Below are 15,617 nucleotides of genomic sequence, written 5' to 3' on the forward strand. Positions count from 1 at the left end.
ACTTACAATTTGGGTCCAGACTAATCGCCCTCCGGCGGGAACACCAGAGGGAAAATGCGCGCGGCGACTAGCCGCCTGGGGCTGAAAGTCTCAGTAGCAGCGGCGGACCTTGACCCCGCCGACCCACACCCAGCGGCAACCGGCGGCGACGGGTTTGCGGGCGACGACCGCACCGTTGGGACCGGCGCAGCCGGCGCGATAGACGCCGCGCGCAAACGACCGCGTTGGCGTCGGAGGACTCAAAGGTCATGGTCGCGGCAAAGGACAGCAGGGCTGCGGTGATCGGCAATATTGAACGCATGAAATTCCCTCTTCCGGGGTGAGGTATGCTTGGCCCGTAGGTGACAACAAGGTGCTACGGCTCCGTGCCCCGGCGATCGCCGGGCACATGTCGTCTCACCGCCTACTCGGCTATTTCTTTTCCGCTTCCGCCAGCACCTTCTTGCAGGCGGGCGCCAGCTTGTCGCTCTGCTTGGCGAGACAGGCGATGATGCGGCCGCCGCCGGGCGTCACGCTTTTGCAAAACTTCTCGTAATCGCCCATGCAGGCGTCGCGTTGTGCTGATGTCAGCTCCTGGGCGTAGACGGCGGTTGCGCCGCAGAGCAGCGCGGCGGTCAGGATAATGCGCAGCATTGTTGGCTCCCCTTTTCCGGTCGATCGCGTGACAACAGGATTACCGCGCCGCGAACGGCGCCAGCACGTCGCGGCACGCCGGCGACAGCGAGCCCGCATTGGTCGCGAGGCACTGCACGATCCGCCCGCCGCCCGGCTGGACGCCGCCACAGATCGAGCGGACGTCGGCGCCGCAGGCCGAGCGCAGCACGAGCAGCTCTTCGCGCGGCCGCAGCGGCCGCAACGCGATCACGGCCGGCGCCGCGGCTGGTGCTGCCGTCGTCGCTGCAGCGCCCGCGGCCGGCGCGGCGGCACCGCCACCAGCGGCGGCCACGGCCTTCTCGCAGGCCGGCGAAAGCTTGCCCTTGTTCTTTTCGAGGCACTGCAGCGCCGGCGCGCCGCCGGTCGGCACGCCCGCGCAGACCTTGGGATAATCGGAGCGGCATGCGCTGCGGATCGCGGAGATCTGCGCGTTGGACGGCGTCCCGGCCGCCTTCGGTGCGGCGGCCTCGGTGGCAGGCTTGGCCGTTGCCGCGGGAGCAGCTTCGGTCTTGGCCGCCGCGGGCGCGGTGTCTGCCTTCGGTGCGGCGGCCGGCGCTTCGACGGCCTTCACCGCGCTGGCGCAGCCCGGGCCGAGGCTTGCCATGTTCTTCTGCAGACATTGCAGCGAGGCTTCGCCGCCCGGCGGTACGCTGGAGCAGTGGGCGATGTAGTCGTTGCGGCATTGCGACTTGATGGCGTCGCGCTGCGCCTGGGTCGGCGCCTGCGACAAGGCCGGTGCGGTGCTCATGAATGCCGCAAGCGCAAGCCATGCGGACAGCTTCGTTGCTCGTGTCAACGCATTGATCATCTGAATTAATCCTCTGGTCGCGCCGGATGCGTCCGGCTCAACTGAACTGAGTTCTGAAAAAGTCTTGTTGTAACAACCTCGGCGAGCGGCATCATTTTCGCTTTCGAGTTCCGCTGCAAGCGGATTGTTGCTATGGATGAAGCAGGCGGATTTTTTGCCCGTCACGAGATCATTAAATTAAGTCATTTGAATCGAGGCTCGGAAATGAGGCATGCGCGCGTGTCGGCACATTTCGGTCAGAGCAATTTTGTGCGGGTGCGAAATACACCGCTTGCGCGCGTCGCGTTCGTCGTATCGGCCTTCGTCAGTTTAAGTGCCTGCGAGCAAAACAGTTTTGTTGCGCCGCCGCCGCCCAAGGTCGAGGTTGCGCCGCCGGTGCAGCGCGCCATCACGCGTTATCTGGACGCCACCGGAAACACCGCGCCGATCCAGACCGTCGATCTGGTCGCGCGCGTGCAGGGCTTCCTGCAGGCGATCAACTATCAGGACGGCTCCTTCGTGAAGGCGGGGACCACGCTGTTCACGATCGAGCCGGAGACCTACAAGCTGAAGCTGGAACAGGCGCAGGCCGCAGAGGTCGGCGCGCAGGCGACGCTGAAGCAGGCCGATCTCGACTTCAAGCGGCAGACCGATCTGGTGCAGCGGCAGGCGGTCTCGCAGGCGACCCTTGATACCTCGACGTCCACCCGGGACAACGCCCAGGCCAGTCTGCAGCAGGCCCAGGTCAACACCAAGATCGCGGCGGTCAACTACGGCTACACCAACGTGGCCGCGCCGTTCGACGGCATCGTCAGCAATCACCTGGTCTCGGTCGGCGAGCTGGTCGGCGTGGCGTCGCCGACCCAGCTTGCGACCATCGTGCAGCTCAACCCGATCTATGTGAATTTCAACGTCAACGAACAGGACGTGCAGCGGGTGCGGGATGAAGCGCGCCGTCGTGGTCTGTCGGTCAACGAGCTCAGGCAGTTGCCGGTCGAGGTCGGCCTGCAGACCGAGACCGGCTATCCGCACAAGGGCAAGCTTGATTACATCTCGCCGACCCTCAACCAGTCGACCGGCACGCTTGCGGTCCGCGGCGTGTTCGCAAATCCGGACCGGACCTTGCTGCCCGGCTTCTATGTCCGCGTTCGCGTGCCGTTCGAAAAGCAGGACAACGCGCTGCTGGTGCCTGACGTCGCGATCGGCAGCGACCAGGCCGGCCGCTACGTGCTGGTCGTCAATGCCGAGAATGTGGTCGAGCAGCGCAAGGTGACGACCGGCCCGCTCGATGAGGGGCTGCGCGTCATCGAGAGCGGCCTGAAGGGCGATGACCGCATCGTGACCGCCGGATTGCTGCGTGCGATCCCCGGGCAGAAGGTCGATCCGCAGGTGCAGAAGGCCGACGCGGCGCCGACAGCCGCCAAATAGGACGCACGCGCCATGATCTCGAAATTCTTCATCGAGCGCCCGGTCCTTTCCAACGTCATCGCGATCCTGATGATCCTGATCGGCGGCGTGGCGCTGTACAATCTCGCGGTCGCGCAATATCCCGACGTGGTGCCGCCGACGGTGCAGGTGACGACGCGCTACCCCGGCGCCTCGGCCAAGACGGTGGTCGACACCGTGGCGCTGCCGATCGAGCAGCAGGTCAACGGCGTCGAGGACATGCTGTACATGCAGTCCTACAGCGGCGCCGACGGCACCTATACGCTGACGGTGACCTTCAAGATCGGCACCGATCTCAATTTCGCGCAGGTGCTGGTGCAGAACCGTGTCTCCAGCGCGCTGTCGCAGCTGCCGACCTCGGTGCAGAACCAGGGCGTCACGGTCCAGAAGCGGTCGACCTCGATCCTGCTGTTCGTGACGCTGACCTCGCCGAACAATACCTATGACAGCCTGTTCCTGTCGAACTACGCTACCATCAACATCCGGGACGAGCTGTCGCGCCTTCCGGGTGTCGGCAACGTCACGGTGTTCGGCGCCGGGCAATATTCGATGCGGGTCTGGCTCGATCCGAACAAGCTGCAGGTGCGCGGGCTGGTGCCGCAGGACGTCATCCAGGCGATCCAGCAGCAGAGCCAGCAGGTCACCGCCGGCCAGGTCGGCGCGCCGCCGACGCCGGCGGGCCAGGCGTTCCAGTACACGCTGAACGTCAACGGCCGGCTCGACGACAAGAGCCAGTTCGAGGACATCATCGTCAAGTCAGGCAATGTCGGCGACGTCACCCGGGTCCGCGACGTCGGCTGGGTCGAACTCGGCGCGCAGACCTACAGCCAGATCTTCTCGCTGAACCAGAAGCCCGCGACCGGCATCGGCGTGTTCCAGTCGCCGGGCGCCAATGCCTTGCAGGTCGAGAAGGCCGTCGAGAAGAAGATGGCGGAACTCGCCAAGCAGTTCCCGCAGGACATCAAATACGACACGCCGTTCGACACCACCAAATTCGTCAACGCCTCGATCGAGGAGGTTTACAAGACCCTGTTCGAGGCCGGCCTCCTGGTGCTGGTCGTGATCCTGGTCTTCCTGCAGGACTGGCGGGCGATGCTGGTGCCGGCGACCACCGTGCCGGTCACGATCATCGGCGCGTTCGCGGCCATGGCGGCGCTCGGCTTCACCATCAACCTGTCGACGCTGTTTGCGATCGTGCTGGCGATCGGCATTGTGGTCGACGACGCCATCGTCGTGGTCGAGGGCGCGGCGCACAATATCGAGCGCGGCATGTCGGGCCACGACGCCGCGATCAAGGCGATGGACGAATTGTTCGCGCCGATCGTCGGCATCACGCTGGTCTTGATCTCGGTGTTCCTGCCGGCGGCGTTCCTGCCCGGGCTGACCGGGCGGATGTACGCGCAATTCGCGCTGGTGATCGCCGCCACCGCGCTGCTCAGCGCCGTCAACGCCGCGACGCTGAAGCCGACACAGTGCGCGCTATGGCTGCGTCCTCCCGCTCCGCCCGAGCAGCGCAATTTCTTCTATCGCGGCTTCAACGCGGTCTATGACCGGCTGGAGCGCGGCTACACACGGCTGGTCAGCGGCATCGCCGGGCATGCCAAGACCTCGGTCGCCGTTGCGCTCGTCATTATCGGGCTTGCCGGCTACGGCCTGTCGCGGGTGCCGACCGGCTTCATTCCGATCGAGGACCAGGGCTATCTGCTCGCCGCGGTGCAATTGCCCGACGGCGCGGCCCTCGACCGCACCCAGCACGTGCTCGACGAGGTCACCAGGATCGCCGGCAAGACCCCCGGCGTCGACCAGGTGATCAGCATCGCCGGCATCTCCGCGCTCGACAACTCCTCGAGCCTCGCCAATGCCGGCGTCGCCTATCTGATCCTGAAGGATTGGGGCGCGCGCGGGCCGGGCGAGGATCTGCGTTCGCTGGTCTACGGGCTCAACGACAAGCTCGCGGTGATCCCGGAGGCGCGCATCCTGGTGATCCCGCCGCCACCGATCCAGGGCATCGGCAACGCCGCCGGCTTTGCCATGCAGGTCGAGCTGCGCGACGGCAATGCCGACTACAGCAAGCTGCAGGCGGTCACCGGGGCGATCGTGGCCAATGCACAGACCCAGAGCGCGCTGCAGCGGGTCCAGTCGTCGTTCCGCTCGATGGTGCCGCAGTTCGACGTCGACGTCGATCGCATCAAGACGCAGACCCTGCACGTCACCCCCGACCAGATCTTCGCGGCGCTGTCGACCTATCTCGGCGCCAGCTACGTCAACCAGTTCACCAAGTTCGGCCGCACCTTCCAGGTCTATACCCAGGCCGAGGCACAGTACCGCCTGAGCCTGCGCGATATCGAGAACATGATGGTGCGCAACAGCAACGGCGACATGATCCCGCTTGGCACGGTCGCCAAGATCACGCCCTCGATCGGACCGTCGCTGATCAGCCTCTACAACCTCTATCCGTCCGCCTCCATCATCGGGCTGCCGGCGCAGGGTTACTCGTCCGGCCAGTCGATGGCGTTGATGGAGGAGATCGCGACAAAGACGCTGCCGCCCGGCTCGGGTTTCGAGTGGACGGCGATGTCGTACCAGGAGAAGGAGGTCGGCAGCCAGATCTACTATGTGTTCGCGCTGGCGCTGCTCCTGGTCTATCTCGTGCTCGCCGGGCAGTATGAGAGCTGGTACGCGCCGATCTCGGTGATCTTAGCGGTGCCGCTGTCGCTGCTCGGCCCGACGCTGGTGCTGCTGAGCCTGAATATCGAGAACAACCTCTACACCCAGATCGGCACCATCCTGTTGATCGCGCTGTCGGCCAAGAACGCGATCCTGATCGTCGAGGTCGCGCTGGAACGTCATCTGCGCGACGGACGGTCGGTGCTGGATTCGGCCATCGACGCGGCGCGCGCGAGATTCCGGCCGATCCTGATGACGTCGTTTGCCTTCATCCTCGGCGTGCTGCCGCTGGTGATCGCGACCGGCGCCGGCGCCAACGCCCGCAAGTCGATCGGCATCACCGTGTTCTCCGGCATGATCGCCTCGACCTGCCTCGCCGTGCTGTTCGTGCCGGCGTTCTTCGTCGTGGTGCAGAGTTTCGAGAACTGGCGCAAGGCGAAGAAGGGCAAGACCGCCGCGCCGCAAGCCGCATCGCAGGCGTCGGGCACGCTGCATTAGGACCGCGCCGAGTGCATTCAGATCTCTCCCCGTCATCCTGAGAGAATGTGAATGTATTCACCGTCGTCCTGGCGAAAGCCAGGACCCATTACCCCAACCGCTTGTTTTTGTGTGACGCTGGGGCCACTATCGCACTCTCAATCGAATTCGGTGGTTATGGGTCCTGGCTTTCGCCAGGACGACGACGTTGGGAAGCCACTCGCTACAACTCTCACACCGTCACCCTGAGGAGGCCGCGAAGCGGCCGTCTCGAAGGGTCGACGGCCACCAGCCGGGCCGTGCATCCTTCGAGACGCGCTACGCGCTCCTCCAGCGACAAAGGCGAAGCCTTTGCGCGGGGATGACGGGTTCGGAGATGTTCCCCGCCTACACCTTCACCATGCGCTTGCCGCGGTTTTCGCCGGCCAGGAGCCCGATCAGTGCCTGCGGCGTGTTCTCGAGGCCGTCGATGACGTCCTCCTGCACCTTGAGCTTGCCCGAGGCGACCCAGGACTGCAGGTCGGCGAGCGCGGCGTCGCGCTGGTCCATGTAGTCCATCACGATGAAGCCCTGCATGATCAGCCGCTTCACCACGATCAGGCCGGGCACGCCGCGCGGGCCGTGCGCGGAGGGGACGCCGTCATATTGCGAGATCGCGCCGCAGCAGGCGATCCGGCCGCGATTGTTCATCTGCGCCAGGCAGGCCTCCAGAATGTCGCCGCCGACATTGTCGAAATAGACGTCGATGCCCTTGGGCGCGGCCGCGCGCAGCGCCTTGTAGGTGGCGCCGTCCTTGTAGTCGACCGCGGCGTCGAAGCCGAGCTCGCTCGTCAGCCAATGGCACTTGTCCTTGCCGCCGGCGATGCCGACGACACGGCAGCCCTTGATCCTGGCGATCTGGCCGACGATCGAGCCGACCGAGCCGGCGGCCGCCGACACCACTACGGTCTCGCCCTCCGTGGGCTTGCCGACGTGGAGCAGGCCGAAATAGGCGGTTAGGCCGGCGATGCCGTAGACGCTGAGCAGATGCGTCATCGGCTCGAGCTTCGGCATTTTGGCGAGATGCTTGGCGGGTACGGCGGCGTAGTCCTGCCAGCCGGTGTCGCCGAACACGATGTCGCCCGGCTTCAAGCTCGGGTCATTCGACGACACCACCTCGGCGATGCTGCCGCCAGCCATCACGGTGTTGGCTTCCACCGCAGCGCGGTAAGTGGCGCCGTGCATCCAGGCGCGGTTGGCGGCATCGAGCGAGATGTAGCGCGTCCGCACCAGCGCCTCGCCGTCCTTCGGTGCGGGGATCGTCCCCTTGGTCAGGCGAAAATGCTCGGGGCCAAGCTTGCCGGTCGGCTTTTCGACAAGCAGGATCTGGCGATTGACGGTGTCGTTCATTGGTGTCTCCCCCTTTTGCCTTCCCTTGGCGTTGGTCGTTTCGCATGCAAATTGACTACGACGCGCGCAGCGCCTTGCACAGATTGTGCGCTGCATGAACGCTAATCCGCGCGCTGGCATTCCACAACGGGAACGTTTCGGCAAAGTCGCGCTGGACGCCAAGCGTGTTGCGTAGCTGCGTAAATCTGCCACACTTGCCCTCCGCCGGGAACTACGGGGGTAAGAGAATGTCCAGCAGGTTTACGCAGTATATCCTGATTGCGATGGTCCTTGGCATCGCGATGGGGACGATTGTCTTCAACTACTTTCCTGACAGCCGTGCCGAGATCGCAGCAGACGTCAACCTGATCGCGATGCTGTTCCTGCGCCTGATCAAGATGATCATCGCGCCGCTGGTTTTCGCGACCCTCGTCGGTGGCATCGCCCATATGGGAAGCGGTGCCAAGCTCGGCCGCATCTTCGCCAAGACCATGGGCTGGTTCGTCTCCGCCTCCTTCGTCTCGCTGCTGCTCGGCCTCGTGATGGTCAACCTGCTGCAGCCCGGCGCCAACTTCCCCGGCACGCTGCCCGACAAGGCCCAGTCGACCGGGCTGCCGGTGTCCGCGTTCTCGATCGAAAAATTCCTCACCCATCTGATCCCGACCTCGATCGCGGACGCGATGGCGCAGAACGAGATTCTGCAGATCGTCGTGTTCGCGGTGTTCTTCGCGGTTGCGCTCGGTGCGATGCCTGAACGGGCCAAGCCGATCATGAGCCTGATCGACGACCTCGCGCACATCATGCTCAAGGTCACCGGCTATGTGATGCTGTTCGCGCCGCTCGCGGTGTGGGCCGCGATCATGGCGACCGTCTCGAAGAACGGCCTCGGCGTGCTCTGGAAGCTCATCGTCTTCATGGGCGGCTTCTATCTCTCGCTCCTGATCCTATGGGGCATCCTGGTCGTCGTCGGGTTCATCGTGATCGGGCCGCGCTACAGCCATCTCTTGCGGCTGATCCGCGAGCCGCTGATGATCGCGTTCTCGACCGCCTCGTCGGAGGCGGCCTATCCGAAGACGCTGGAGGGGCTGAACAGGTTCGGCGCCTCCTCGCGCATCTCGGCCTTCGTGCTGCCGCTCGGCTATTCCTTCAACCTCGACGGCACGATGATGTACTGCACCTTCGCGAGCATTTTCATCGCGCAGACCTACCACATCGAAATGTCGGTCGGCACGCAGCTCGCGATGCTGGCGACGCTGATGATCACCTCGAAGGGCGTTGCCGGTGTGCCGCGCGCCTCGCTGGTGGTGATCGCCTCGACGCTGGCGCAGTTCAACATCCCCGAGGCGGGCCTGCTGATGATCATGGGCATCGACACCTTCCTCGACATGGGCCGCAGCGCCACCAACGTGATCGGCAACTCGCTGGCGACCGCCGTGGTCGCGAAGTGGGAGGGCGAGCTGAAGGCCGAGCACGAGCTCGGGCCCGACGACGCGGTGCCGCAGGATGCGGTGCCGGGCGCCGTGATGGCCGGCCATTGAGGGGAGGGATGCATGCATCGCGCCCGCTGGAGGCCGATACGGGCTGAGGCGCCTCTACTGTCGACATGCCTGCTGTCAGCGTGTCTGCTGGCGGCAAGCCTGCTCGCCGCACCGGCGTCCGCACAGCCGGCGGGCGAGGGGCTCAGCCCCACGCTCGCCAACATCAAGGCCACGCACACGGTGCGGATCGGCTATCGCGAAAGCTCGCTGCCGTTCTCGTTCCTCGACCACTCCAACCGGCCGATCGGCTACAGCCTCGAGCTGTGCGATGCGATCGTCGAGGAGATCGGGACCGAGGTCGACGACGCCAATCTCAAGGTCGACTACGTCAAGGTCACCTCCGACGACCGCATTCCGGCGGTCGTCGACAAGAAGATCGACCTCGAATGCGGATCGACCACGGCGAATGCCGAGCGCGGCAAGCAGGTCGCATTCTCGCCGCTGATGTTCGTGGCCGGCACCAAGCTGATGGTGCCGAAGGCCTCCGGCGTCACCCAGGTTGCCGACCTCAAGGGCAAGACGGTGGTGGTGACCAAGGGCACCACCAATGAGCAGGCGATGCACAATGTCGACGCCAAGCAAAAGCTCGGCCTCAACATCGTCACCGCCCCCGACCACGAGCAGTCCTACCAGATGCTGGCGGACGGCAAGGCGGACGCGTTCGCGACCGACGACATCCTGCTTTACGGCCTGATCGCGCGGCACAAGTCGCGGGACAAATTCCGCGTCACCGGCGACTACCTGTCCTACGATCCCTACGGCATCATGTACCGCAAGGGCGAGCCGCAGATGAAGGACGTGGTCGAGCGCGCGTTCCGCAGGCTCGCCTCGAACCGCGACATCGTCCCGCTCTACAACAAATGGTTCGTCGCCCGGCTGCCGACCGGCGAGAAGCTCAACGTCGCGCTGTCGCCGCAGCTCGAAGAGGCGTTCAAGGCGCTCGACGATTCACCGGGCGGGTCGAACTAGCCGCGAGGTTCGACCTCTCCCCTTGCGGCAGGGCAATCGCATTTCGTGGCGGTGCCCTCGTGGCCATCCTTCGAGACGCCCGCCTTCGGCGGGCTCCTCAGGATGAGGTCTTGTTTTGCGGCACAATAGTAGACCCTCATGGTGAGGAGCGCCACTTGCGGCGCGTCTCGAACCACGAGGCCCAGCACTTGCGCGGTCGCCAAGGGGCATATGCGATAACCCTGCCCCTTGCGGGGAGAGGTCGGGAAGTCTGGCGCGCGTCACCGCCAATAGCGGCGCGACAAATCCAGGCACTGCCGGACCCAGTATCCGTTCACATGGATCAGCTGGCATGTGCTCGGAGGCGGCTCCTTGATGATCGGGTAGCCGTGGATGTCGATGTTCGTCGGGGCCGTGACGCCGCGCCAGAACACGGCGTTGGCGGCCGGAGGATTGAAGGCGGCGGCGAACGCCGCGATTGCGAGTAGGCCCAAAAGAAGTTTGCGCATAATCTGTGTCCGGATCAATCAATGCGCGGAAGCGTACTCCCTTGCGCGGGATGAGCAAGGCGCTGAATGGATCAAAATGACGGCCAGAGCTTCGGTGCCAGCCGCACCACCGCCCCCGCGTCAGCCGCCGCGAACCGCCATACATGCGAGGGCAACGATGCCGACCGCCGCCAGAACAACCATGACCTGGAAAATCGCGCGCCCAAGAATCGCTCCAATCGCACCCATTAAAGCTCCGTCGATCCGGCGGGATCTTTCTTCGAGTGTCCACGCGCCGCGATCTCTGGAGCATCATCGGCAGGCAAGATTCGGTTGTTGAAGTCGGCGAGCTCGTCGCTTCACCGGCTAATGTCGTTCGGCGACAAGTCGATCGACCTGTTGCTTCAGCTCTGCTTCCATTTCGGAGATGACGTCGTGCGGCAGGCGAGCGCGAAGCGGATCGGTCGTTTCGTGCGGCTTCCCGGGCGGCTTGACGAGCGCGGGTCGTTCAAGGGCCTGATCCTCAATCAATCGTCGAGAGGACACATAGCCTGTCGCGCCAGCCGTCACGTCAGTTCCGTGGGGTTCGCAAGAATCCTGATCCGGCTGCACCGCGTTCTTCATGAGCTTTGCCTCCTGGCACTATGTCGCAAGAATTCCCTTGCTCAGGCCCGAACCATTCGGCTCGTCCGGCTCGTCGCCCATCAATGACGCCGAAACCTCCAAAGTTGTTCCGCTCGGAACCTGCAAAGGTCCGCCGGAGCAGTCCCTCATGAAGCGGGAACCAGAACCATAAACATCCTCATTCGTTAACTCTGGTTGGTTGTTTGGAGGTTGCCATGGGTCACGCGAGGCCAATTCGACAAATAGCCGTTGTCGTTGAAGACGACACGATCCAGCGCGACATGATTGCGCTGTTGTTGCAGGAAGGTCATTTCGACGTCATCCAGTGCGAAGACGCCGAGACGGCAGCGCTGGCCATCAAGATGCGTCATCCGTCGCTGGTGGTCACCGACATCAAGCTCACGGGCAAAATGGATGGCGTCGAACTTGCTCGTTTGGCCCTCGATTGCGACCCGGGCGTGCGCGTCCTTGTCATCTCGGGCCGGCCCCCGGACAGCGCGCTGCCCGAGGGCGTCAAGTTTTTCGAGAAGCCGGTTTATCCACCCATGCTGCTGCGAGAGCTGGCGTCGTAGGTCTCGCCGATGGGTGGCCCATGCAAGACGATCCTGAAATCGATTGGCACCGGGAGCAGATTGCGAAGAACCGGGAGCTGATCGCGGAATTGCAATCCGGAAATACGGCGGGGGCTGACGTGTTTCCAGAGACGCAAGCCGAGATCGACCGTCTCACGGCACAGATCGAGCAATCGGAACTGATCGTCGCCGCCTATGAAAAGGAGCACCCGCAAGGCTGATTGGGCGCCCACAGTGCAGGATAGCGCCGTCGAGCCCGCGTCATCGGGCCGGGAGACGTTACGCGAACACTTCGTCCAGCGCCGCCGAATAGGCCGCCTCGACCAGCGCCGGATGCCGGTGCCCCAGCGCTTCCATCTTCACCCCGGAATTCACCTCAAGGATTTTCCACACGCCCTCCGTGCGCACGACGTCGATCGAGGCGAAGCGGATGCCGACGGCTTGCGCGGCCTTGATCGCGAGCGCGACGCAGGCCTCGCGCGTCGCGTCATCGGCGAGCAGCACGGGCTCCGCGCCGGCATCGAGGTTGTGCCGCCAGTTGAGCAGAAGCCGTTCGCCGGCGGGCGGAACGGCGTCGAGCGCGGCGGCATCGAACTCCTCGGCGATGGTCTTGAGTTGCTCGTCCGTCGCGTTCGCCTGCGCCAGTGCGCGCAGCGACTGGATGCCGTCGCCAACCACCGACGGGCGCGTCTTGCCGTAGACGATCAGCGCGCGCGCATCGAGCAGCACCACGCGCACCTCGTCCGCGATCTCGGCGTAGGGCGAGATGGCAAGACTTGGATGCGCGGCAAGGATGCGCGCAACCGCCGTCTCCAGCTGCGCTCGCGTCGTCACGCGGAAGACAAGCTCGCCGGAGGTCCCCTCATTGGGCTTCACGACCAGCCCCCGCGGATGCTGTTCGAGCAGACGCTGCATCGCGTCCAGCGAGTCCGATCCCGGAATGTGCTTGCTGAACTTCGCACCCAAAAACAGCGTGTGCGGAATGGCGGGAACGCCGGCCGATGCCAGCACGTCCGCGCAGGCCGATTTGTCATTGGCGACCTGATGCGCGACCGCGCTGTTCAGCCCGACGTCGTAGCCGATCGCGAGCCGCCGCGCGTTGCCCTTGGTCATGGTGACCAGCCAGCCGCCGGACTGCACCTCGACGGCAATCGCGTGCGCCAAACAATATTTTTTGATGGTTTCCAGGAAGATTCGCTGGCTGATCAGGACCACGAGATCATTTTCCCTTCACCGCGGTTTTCGTAGCAATTAATTGCCAGATCGATGCCGATCTCAGCAAGTAAATTACGTGCAGTCCCACGTGTTAACGATGACGCGGTTGAACCTCTGCGCGAAATCGAACGACTGCCATTCTGAGATCGCAATTGCACGCCAGTTGATCTTGACTATCTCCTGCATTGGCGCAATGGACACGCGAGATCTTCAGTGATTTCGGCCACTTCCGCGCCGTCGCGAGCAGTCTAAGCATGACCCGGAAAAGTGGGCACCGGTTTTCCGAACAGGTCATGCGCCAATAGAGTCAAATCATTCTAATTCTGGTCAGTCGAGAAAACGAAACCCCATGAGCGCGTTCTATCGAGAGAAAGTTCTTTCCGTTCAGCACTGGACCGATACGCTTTTCAGCTTCCGGGCGACCCGCGATTCCGGTTTCCGCTTCCAGAACGGGCAGTTTGCCATGATCGGCCTCGAGGTCGACGGAAGGCCGCTGCTGCGCGCCTATTCGATGGCGAGCGCCAATCACGAGGAAGAGCTCGAGTTCTTCTCGATCAAGGTGCAGGACGGCCCGCTCACCTCCAAGCTGCAGAAGATCCGCGAGGGCGACACCATCCTGGTCGGCCGCAAGGCGACCGGCACGCTGATCACCGACAACCTGATTCCCGGCAAGCGGCTGATGCTGCTGTCGACCGGCACCGGCCTCGCGCCGTTCGCCAGCCTGATCAAGGACCCCGAGGTCTATGATCGCTACGATCAGATCCTGCTGGTGCATGGCTGCCGCCAGGTCTCCGAGCTCGCCTATGGCGAGGAGCTGGTCGCCAAGCTGCGCGACGACGAATTGTTCGGGCCGCTGCTGTCCGAGAAGCTCTCGTACTATCCGACCGTGACGCGCGAGCCGTTCCGCAACCGCGGCCGCATCACCGACCTGATCACCTCCAACCAGCTGTTCACCGATCTGCATCAGGGTCCGCTCGACATCGAGACCGACCGCATCATGATGTGCGGCAGCCCGGCGATGCTGGAAGAGCTGAAGCAGCTGTTCGAGACGCGCGGCTTCAAGGAAGGCAGCGGCAATACCCCCGGTCACTTCGTGATCGAGAAGGCGTTCGTCGAGCGCTAGGGCCGTGAGCTTTTAAGATTGTCGTCCTGGCGAAAGCCAGGACCCATAACCACCGCTCTTTGTTTGTCGAAGGCTGGGGCCCCATCGGGCTCCAGCCTTTTGCATTTGTGGTAATGGGTCCTGGCTTTCGCCAGGACGACCCGTGAGTATGTGGCGCCGTCCATTCCCCCACTGCTATAACTGCCCCAACGCCGCGCAGCCGTTTCCCGAACGCGGCGATCAGGGAGTAGCACCTTGTCCATCACCGATCCGGATGCACCGAAGACCGCCTTTGTGTTCGCCGGCGGCGGCAGCTTTGGCGCGATCCAGGTCGGCATGCTGCAGGCGCTGGCCGCGCATGGCGTGGTCGCCGACATGGTGGTCGGCTCCAGCGTCGGTGCACTGAACGGCGCGTTCTATGCCGGCGACCCGACGGTCTCGGGCGTCGCGCGGCTGGCCGAGATCTGGCGCGGCCTCAACCGGCAGGACGTGTTTCCGGTGACCTGGCGGACGCTGGTGAGCTTCCTGTGGCGGCGCGACTTCCTGATCCCGCATGACGGCGTCCGCAAGCTGATCGACGACTACATCCCGTTCCGCAATCTCGAGGACGCGCGGATCCCGATCCACATCGTCACCACAGACATCATCAGCGGCGACAGCGTGGTGCTGTCGGAAGGCTCGACAGCCGAGGCGATCGTCGCATCGACCGCGATCCCGGGTGCATTCACGCCGGTGCATTACCGCGATCGTTTCCTGGCCGATGGCGCGATCTCCAGCAACACGCCCGTCCGCGTCGCGGTCAGGCACGGCGCCAAACGCCTGATCGTGCTGCCGACCGGGCATGCCTGCGCCAACCAGGCGCCGCCGGTCGGCGCGCTCGCCAATGCGCTGCATGCGCTGACGCTCCTGATCGCGCGGCAGCTCGTCAACGAGCTCGAGAACATCGCGCCCGATGTCGAGTATTTCGTGGTGCCGCCGCTCTGCCCGCTGGTCGGCTCGCCCTACGATTTCTCCCGGACCGCAGATCACATCACCCGGGCGCTGGACACCACCAACGCCTGGCTTGACGGCGACGGCCTGAAGCCCGGGCATATCCCGCACGAATTGCAGCCGCACGAGCATTGATGCGGACGACCGCGCAGGTGGTGACGCCGCGTCGTGTGACGCTTCAAAACGGAAACCATCCTCATCGTCGTCCCTGCGAAAGCAGGGACCCATACGCCGCCGCGGACTTTGTTGCAGGGACTCGTCGTTCCAGCATCGCCCGACAATTGGCAGTTTGTGGTTATGGGTCCCTGCTTTCGCAGGGACGACGTGCTGGAGGGGCCGCGGCGGGCGTCTCGAAGGATGGCCGCAGGGAAGTACCGTGCCAGGTTTTCCCATATGTGGTGCGACCTCGCCCGCAAGCGCATGGCGCAGCTTCCGGGCGAGAGGCGTCTCTACGATTTCTGGATAATGGAAAAGTACCGCTGATTTGCCCGACGTGTCAAGTCGCCCTGTCGAGCGCCGGCCGCAGCCGGCTCCTTTGCATGGGGTTGTTTTCGATATTTTGGCAGCGCGCTCCTGCGACGGCAGATTATCGCATCCGCTGCGCTCCGTTGCAGTGCAAAAGGCGATACCGTTTCAATTTGACCGGTATCCGCACCCGCCCATTCGGGCGGTTGTCACATCTGTGACTGCTCGGCCGTATAACCGTAGTGCACTTGTTCCGCGAGTTGGATTAGGCTCGCG

15 protein-coding genes and 1 pseudogene are annotated in these 15,617 nt (G+C 64.1%); 9 read left to right on the forward strand and 7 right to left on the reverse strand.

What is annotated here, in order from left to right; genetic code table 11:
• Window positions 1-90: 90 nt before the first annotated feature.
• From IF803_RS13680 to IF803_RS13690, 3 genes and pseudogenes are all read right to left on the reverse strand, one after another.
• Window positions 91-301 (reverse strand): annotated as a pseudogene (locus IF803_RS13680) (hypothetical protein).
• A gap of 110 nt (window positions 302-411) precedes the next feature.
• Window positions 412-633, reverse strand: coding sequence for a cysteine rich repeat-containing protein (locus tag IF803_RS13685; RefSeq protein WP_028341819.1), 222 nt, complete (start codon window positions 631-633; stop codon window positions 412-414).
• Between the two features lie 40 nt (window positions 634-673).
• Window positions 674-1,462 carry a cysteine rich repeat-containing protein gene (locus IF803_RS13690; RefSeq protein WP_461192486.1) on the reverse strand — a complete coding sequence of 263 codons (789 nt, stop codon included), beginning with the start codon at window positions 1,460-1,462 and terminating at the stop codon, window positions 674-676.
• Window positions 1,463-1,666: 204 nt separating this feature from the next.
• On the opposite strand from IF803_RS13690, the gene IF803_RS13695 reads away from it, so the two are divergent.
• Together IF803_RS13695 and IF803_RS13700 are read left to right on the forward strand one after the other, a co-directional pair.
• Window positions 1,667-2,869, forward strand: a complete 1,203-nt coding sequence (locus IF803_RS13695) for an efflux RND transporter periplasmic adaptor subunit (RefSeq protein WP_461192487.1) — start codon at window positions 1,667-1,669, stop codon at window positions 2,867-2,869.
• 12 nt (window positions 2,870-2,881) lie between these two features.
• Window positions 2,882-6,052 (forward strand): efflux RND transporter permease subunit, encoded by a 3,171-nt coding sequence (locus tag IF803_RS13700; RefSeq protein WP_461192488.1) that lies wholly within the window; start codon window positions 2,882-2,884, stop codon window positions 6,050-6,052.
• A 366-nt stretch (window positions 6,053-6,418) separates the two neighbouring features.
• Here IF803_RS13700 and IF803_RS13705 read toward each other — a convergent pair whose 3' ends face one another.
• Window positions 6,419-7,420 carry an NADP-dependent oxidoreductase gene (locus IF803_RS13705; protein ID WP_461192489.1) on the reverse strand — a complete coding sequence of 334 codons (1,002 nt, stop codon included), beginning with the start codon at window positions 7,418-7,420 and terminating at the stop codon, window positions 6,419-6,421.
• Between the two features lie 227 nt (window positions 7,421-7,647).
• Here IF803_RS13705 and IF803_RS13710 point away from each other — a divergent pair, with 227 nt between their 5' ends.
• Entirely contained in the window at window positions 7,648-8,937 is a 1,290-nt protein-coding gene (locus IF803_RS13710; RefSeq protein WP_028336266.1) for a dicarboxylate/amino acid:cation symporter, read from the forward strand.
• A gap of 12 nt (window positions 8,938-8,949) precedes the next feature.
• A complete protein-coding gene (locus IF803_RS13715; protein ID WP_461192490.1) occupies window positions 8,950-9,906 on the forward strand; it encodes an amino acid ABC transporter substrate-binding protein in 957 nt (318 codons plus the stop codon).
• A 260-nt stretch (window positions 9,907-10,166) separates the two neighbouring features.
• On the opposite strand, the gene IF803_RS13720 is transcribed toward IF803_RS13715, so the two are convergent.
• Complete coding sequence (locus IF803_RS13720; protein WP_304497629.1) at window positions 10,167-10,394, reverse strand: hypothetical protein; 228 nt, start codon at window positions 10,392-10,394, stop codon at window positions 10,167-10,169.
• A 66-nt stretch (window positions 10,395-10,460) separates the two neighbouring features.
• On the opposite strand from IF803_RS13720, the gene IF803_RS13725 reads away from it, so the two are divergent.
• A complete protein-coding gene (locus IF803_RS13725; RefSeq protein WP_304497628.1) occupies window positions 10,461-10,625 on the forward strand; it encodes a hypothetical protein in 165 nt (54 codons plus the stop codon).
• 114 nt (window positions 10,626-10,739) lie between these two features.
• Here the strand turns inward: IF803_RS13725 and IF803_RS13730 are convergent, their stop codons facing one another.
• Window positions 10,740-10,997, reverse strand: a complete 258-nt coding sequence (locus IF803_RS13730; RefSeq protein WP_304497627.1) for a hypothetical protein — start codon at window positions 10,995-10,997, stop codon at window positions 10,740-10,742.
• Window positions 10,998-11,212: 215 nt separating this feature from the next.
• On the opposite strand from IF803_RS13730, the gene IF803_RS13735 reads away from it, so the two are divergent.
• Window positions 11,213-11,569, forward strand: a complete 357-nt coding sequence (locus tag IF803_RS13735; protein WP_304497626.1) for a response regulator — start codon at window positions 11,213-11,215, stop codon at window positions 11,567-11,569.
• Between the two features lie 20 nt (window positions 11,570-11,589).
• Window positions 11,590-11,790: a hypothetical protein gene (locus IF803_RS13740; protein WP_028341810.1), complete on the forward strand. Its 201-nt coding sequence runs from the start codon at window positions 11,590-11,592 to the stop codon at window positions 11,788-11,790.
• 58 nt (window positions 11,791-11,848) lie between these two features.
• Here the strand turns inward: IF803_RS13740 and IF803_RS13745 are convergent, their stop codons facing one another.
• Window positions 11,849-12,784, reverse strand: a complete 936-nt coding sequence (locus IF803_RS13745; RefSeq protein WP_461192491.1) for an ATP-grasp domain-containing protein — start codon at window positions 12,782-12,784, stop codon at window positions 11,849-11,851.
• A gap of 349 nt (window positions 12,785-13,133) precedes the next feature.
• Here IF803_RS13745 and IF803_RS13750 point away from each other — a divergent pair, with 349 nt between their 5' ends.
• Window positions 13,134-13,907: a ferredoxin--NADP reductase gene (locus IF803_RS13750; RefSeq protein ID WP_024581583.1), complete on the forward strand. Its 774-nt coding sequence runs from the start codon at window positions 13,134-13,136 to the stop codon at window positions 13,905-13,907.
• 234 nt (window positions 13,908-14,141) lie between these two features.
• On the forward strand, window positions 14,142-15,011 hold the full coding sequence (locus tag IF803_RS13755) for a patatin-like phospholipase family protein (RefSeq protein WP_080583354.1): 870 nt from the start codon (window positions 14,142-14,144) through the stop codon (window positions 15,009-15,011).
• The last annotated feature ends 606 nt before the right edge of the window (window positions 15,012-15,617 follow it).

The sequence above is a fragment of the Bradyrhizobium sp. UFLA06-06 genome (assembly GCF_054820065.1).

Excerpts from the sequence above, each read along its gene's own strand:
- IF803_RS13720 (WP_304497629.1), bottom strand. The coding sequence starts at position 10,394 with ATGCGCAAACTTCTTTTGGGCCTACTCGCAATCGCGGCGTTCGCCGCC.
- IF803_RS13695 (WP_461192487.1), top strand. The coding sequence starts at position 1,667 with ATGAGGCATGCGCGCGTGTCGGCACATTTCGGTCAGAGCAATTTTGTG.
- IF803_RS13705 (WP_461192489.1), bottom strand. The coding sequence starts at position 7,420 with ATGAACGACACCGTCAATCGCCAGATCCTGCTTGTCGAAAAGCCGACC.
- IF803_RS13690 (WP_461192486.1), bottom strand. The coding sequence starts at position 1,462 with ATGATCAATGCGTTGACACGAGCAACGAAGCTGTCCGCATGGCTTGCG.
- IF803_RS13735 (WP_304497626.1), top strand. The coding sequence starts at position 11,213 with ATGGGTCACGCGAGGCCAATTCGACAAATAGCCGTTGTCGTTGAAGAC.
- IF803_RS13685 (WP_028341819.1), bottom strand. The coding sequence starts at position 633 with ATGCTGCGCATTATCCTGACCGCCGCGCTGCTCTGCGGCGCAACCGCC.
- IF803_RS13750 (WP_024581583.1), top strand. The coding sequence starts at position 13,134 with ATGAGCGCGTTCTATCGAGAGAAAGTTCTTTCCGTTCAGCACTGGACC.
- IF803_RS13715 (WP_461192490.1), top strand. The coding sequence starts at position 8,950 with ATGCATCGCGCCCGCTGGAGGCCGATACGGGCTGAGGCGCCTCTACTG.
- IF803_RS13700 (WP_461192488.1), top strand. The coding sequence starts at position 2,882 with ATGATCTCGAAATTCTTCATCGAGCGCCCGGTCCTTTCCAACGTCATC.
- IF803_RS13730 (WP_304497627.1), bottom strand. The coding sequence starts at position 10,997 with ATGAAGAACGCGGTGCAGCCGGATCAGGATTCTTGCGAACCCCACGGA.
- IF803_RS13710 (WP_028336266.1), top strand. The coding sequence starts at position 7,648 with ATGTCCAGCAGGTTTACGCAGTATATCCTGATTGCGATGGTCCTTGGC.
- IF803_RS13740 (WP_028341810.1), top strand. The coding sequence starts at position 11,590 with ATGCAAGACGATCCTGAAATCGATTGGCACCGGGAGCAGATTGCGAAG.
- IF803_RS13725 (WP_304497628.1), top strand. The coding sequence starts at position 10,461 with ATGGATCAAAATGACGGCCAGAGCTTCGGTGCCAGCCGCACCACCGCC.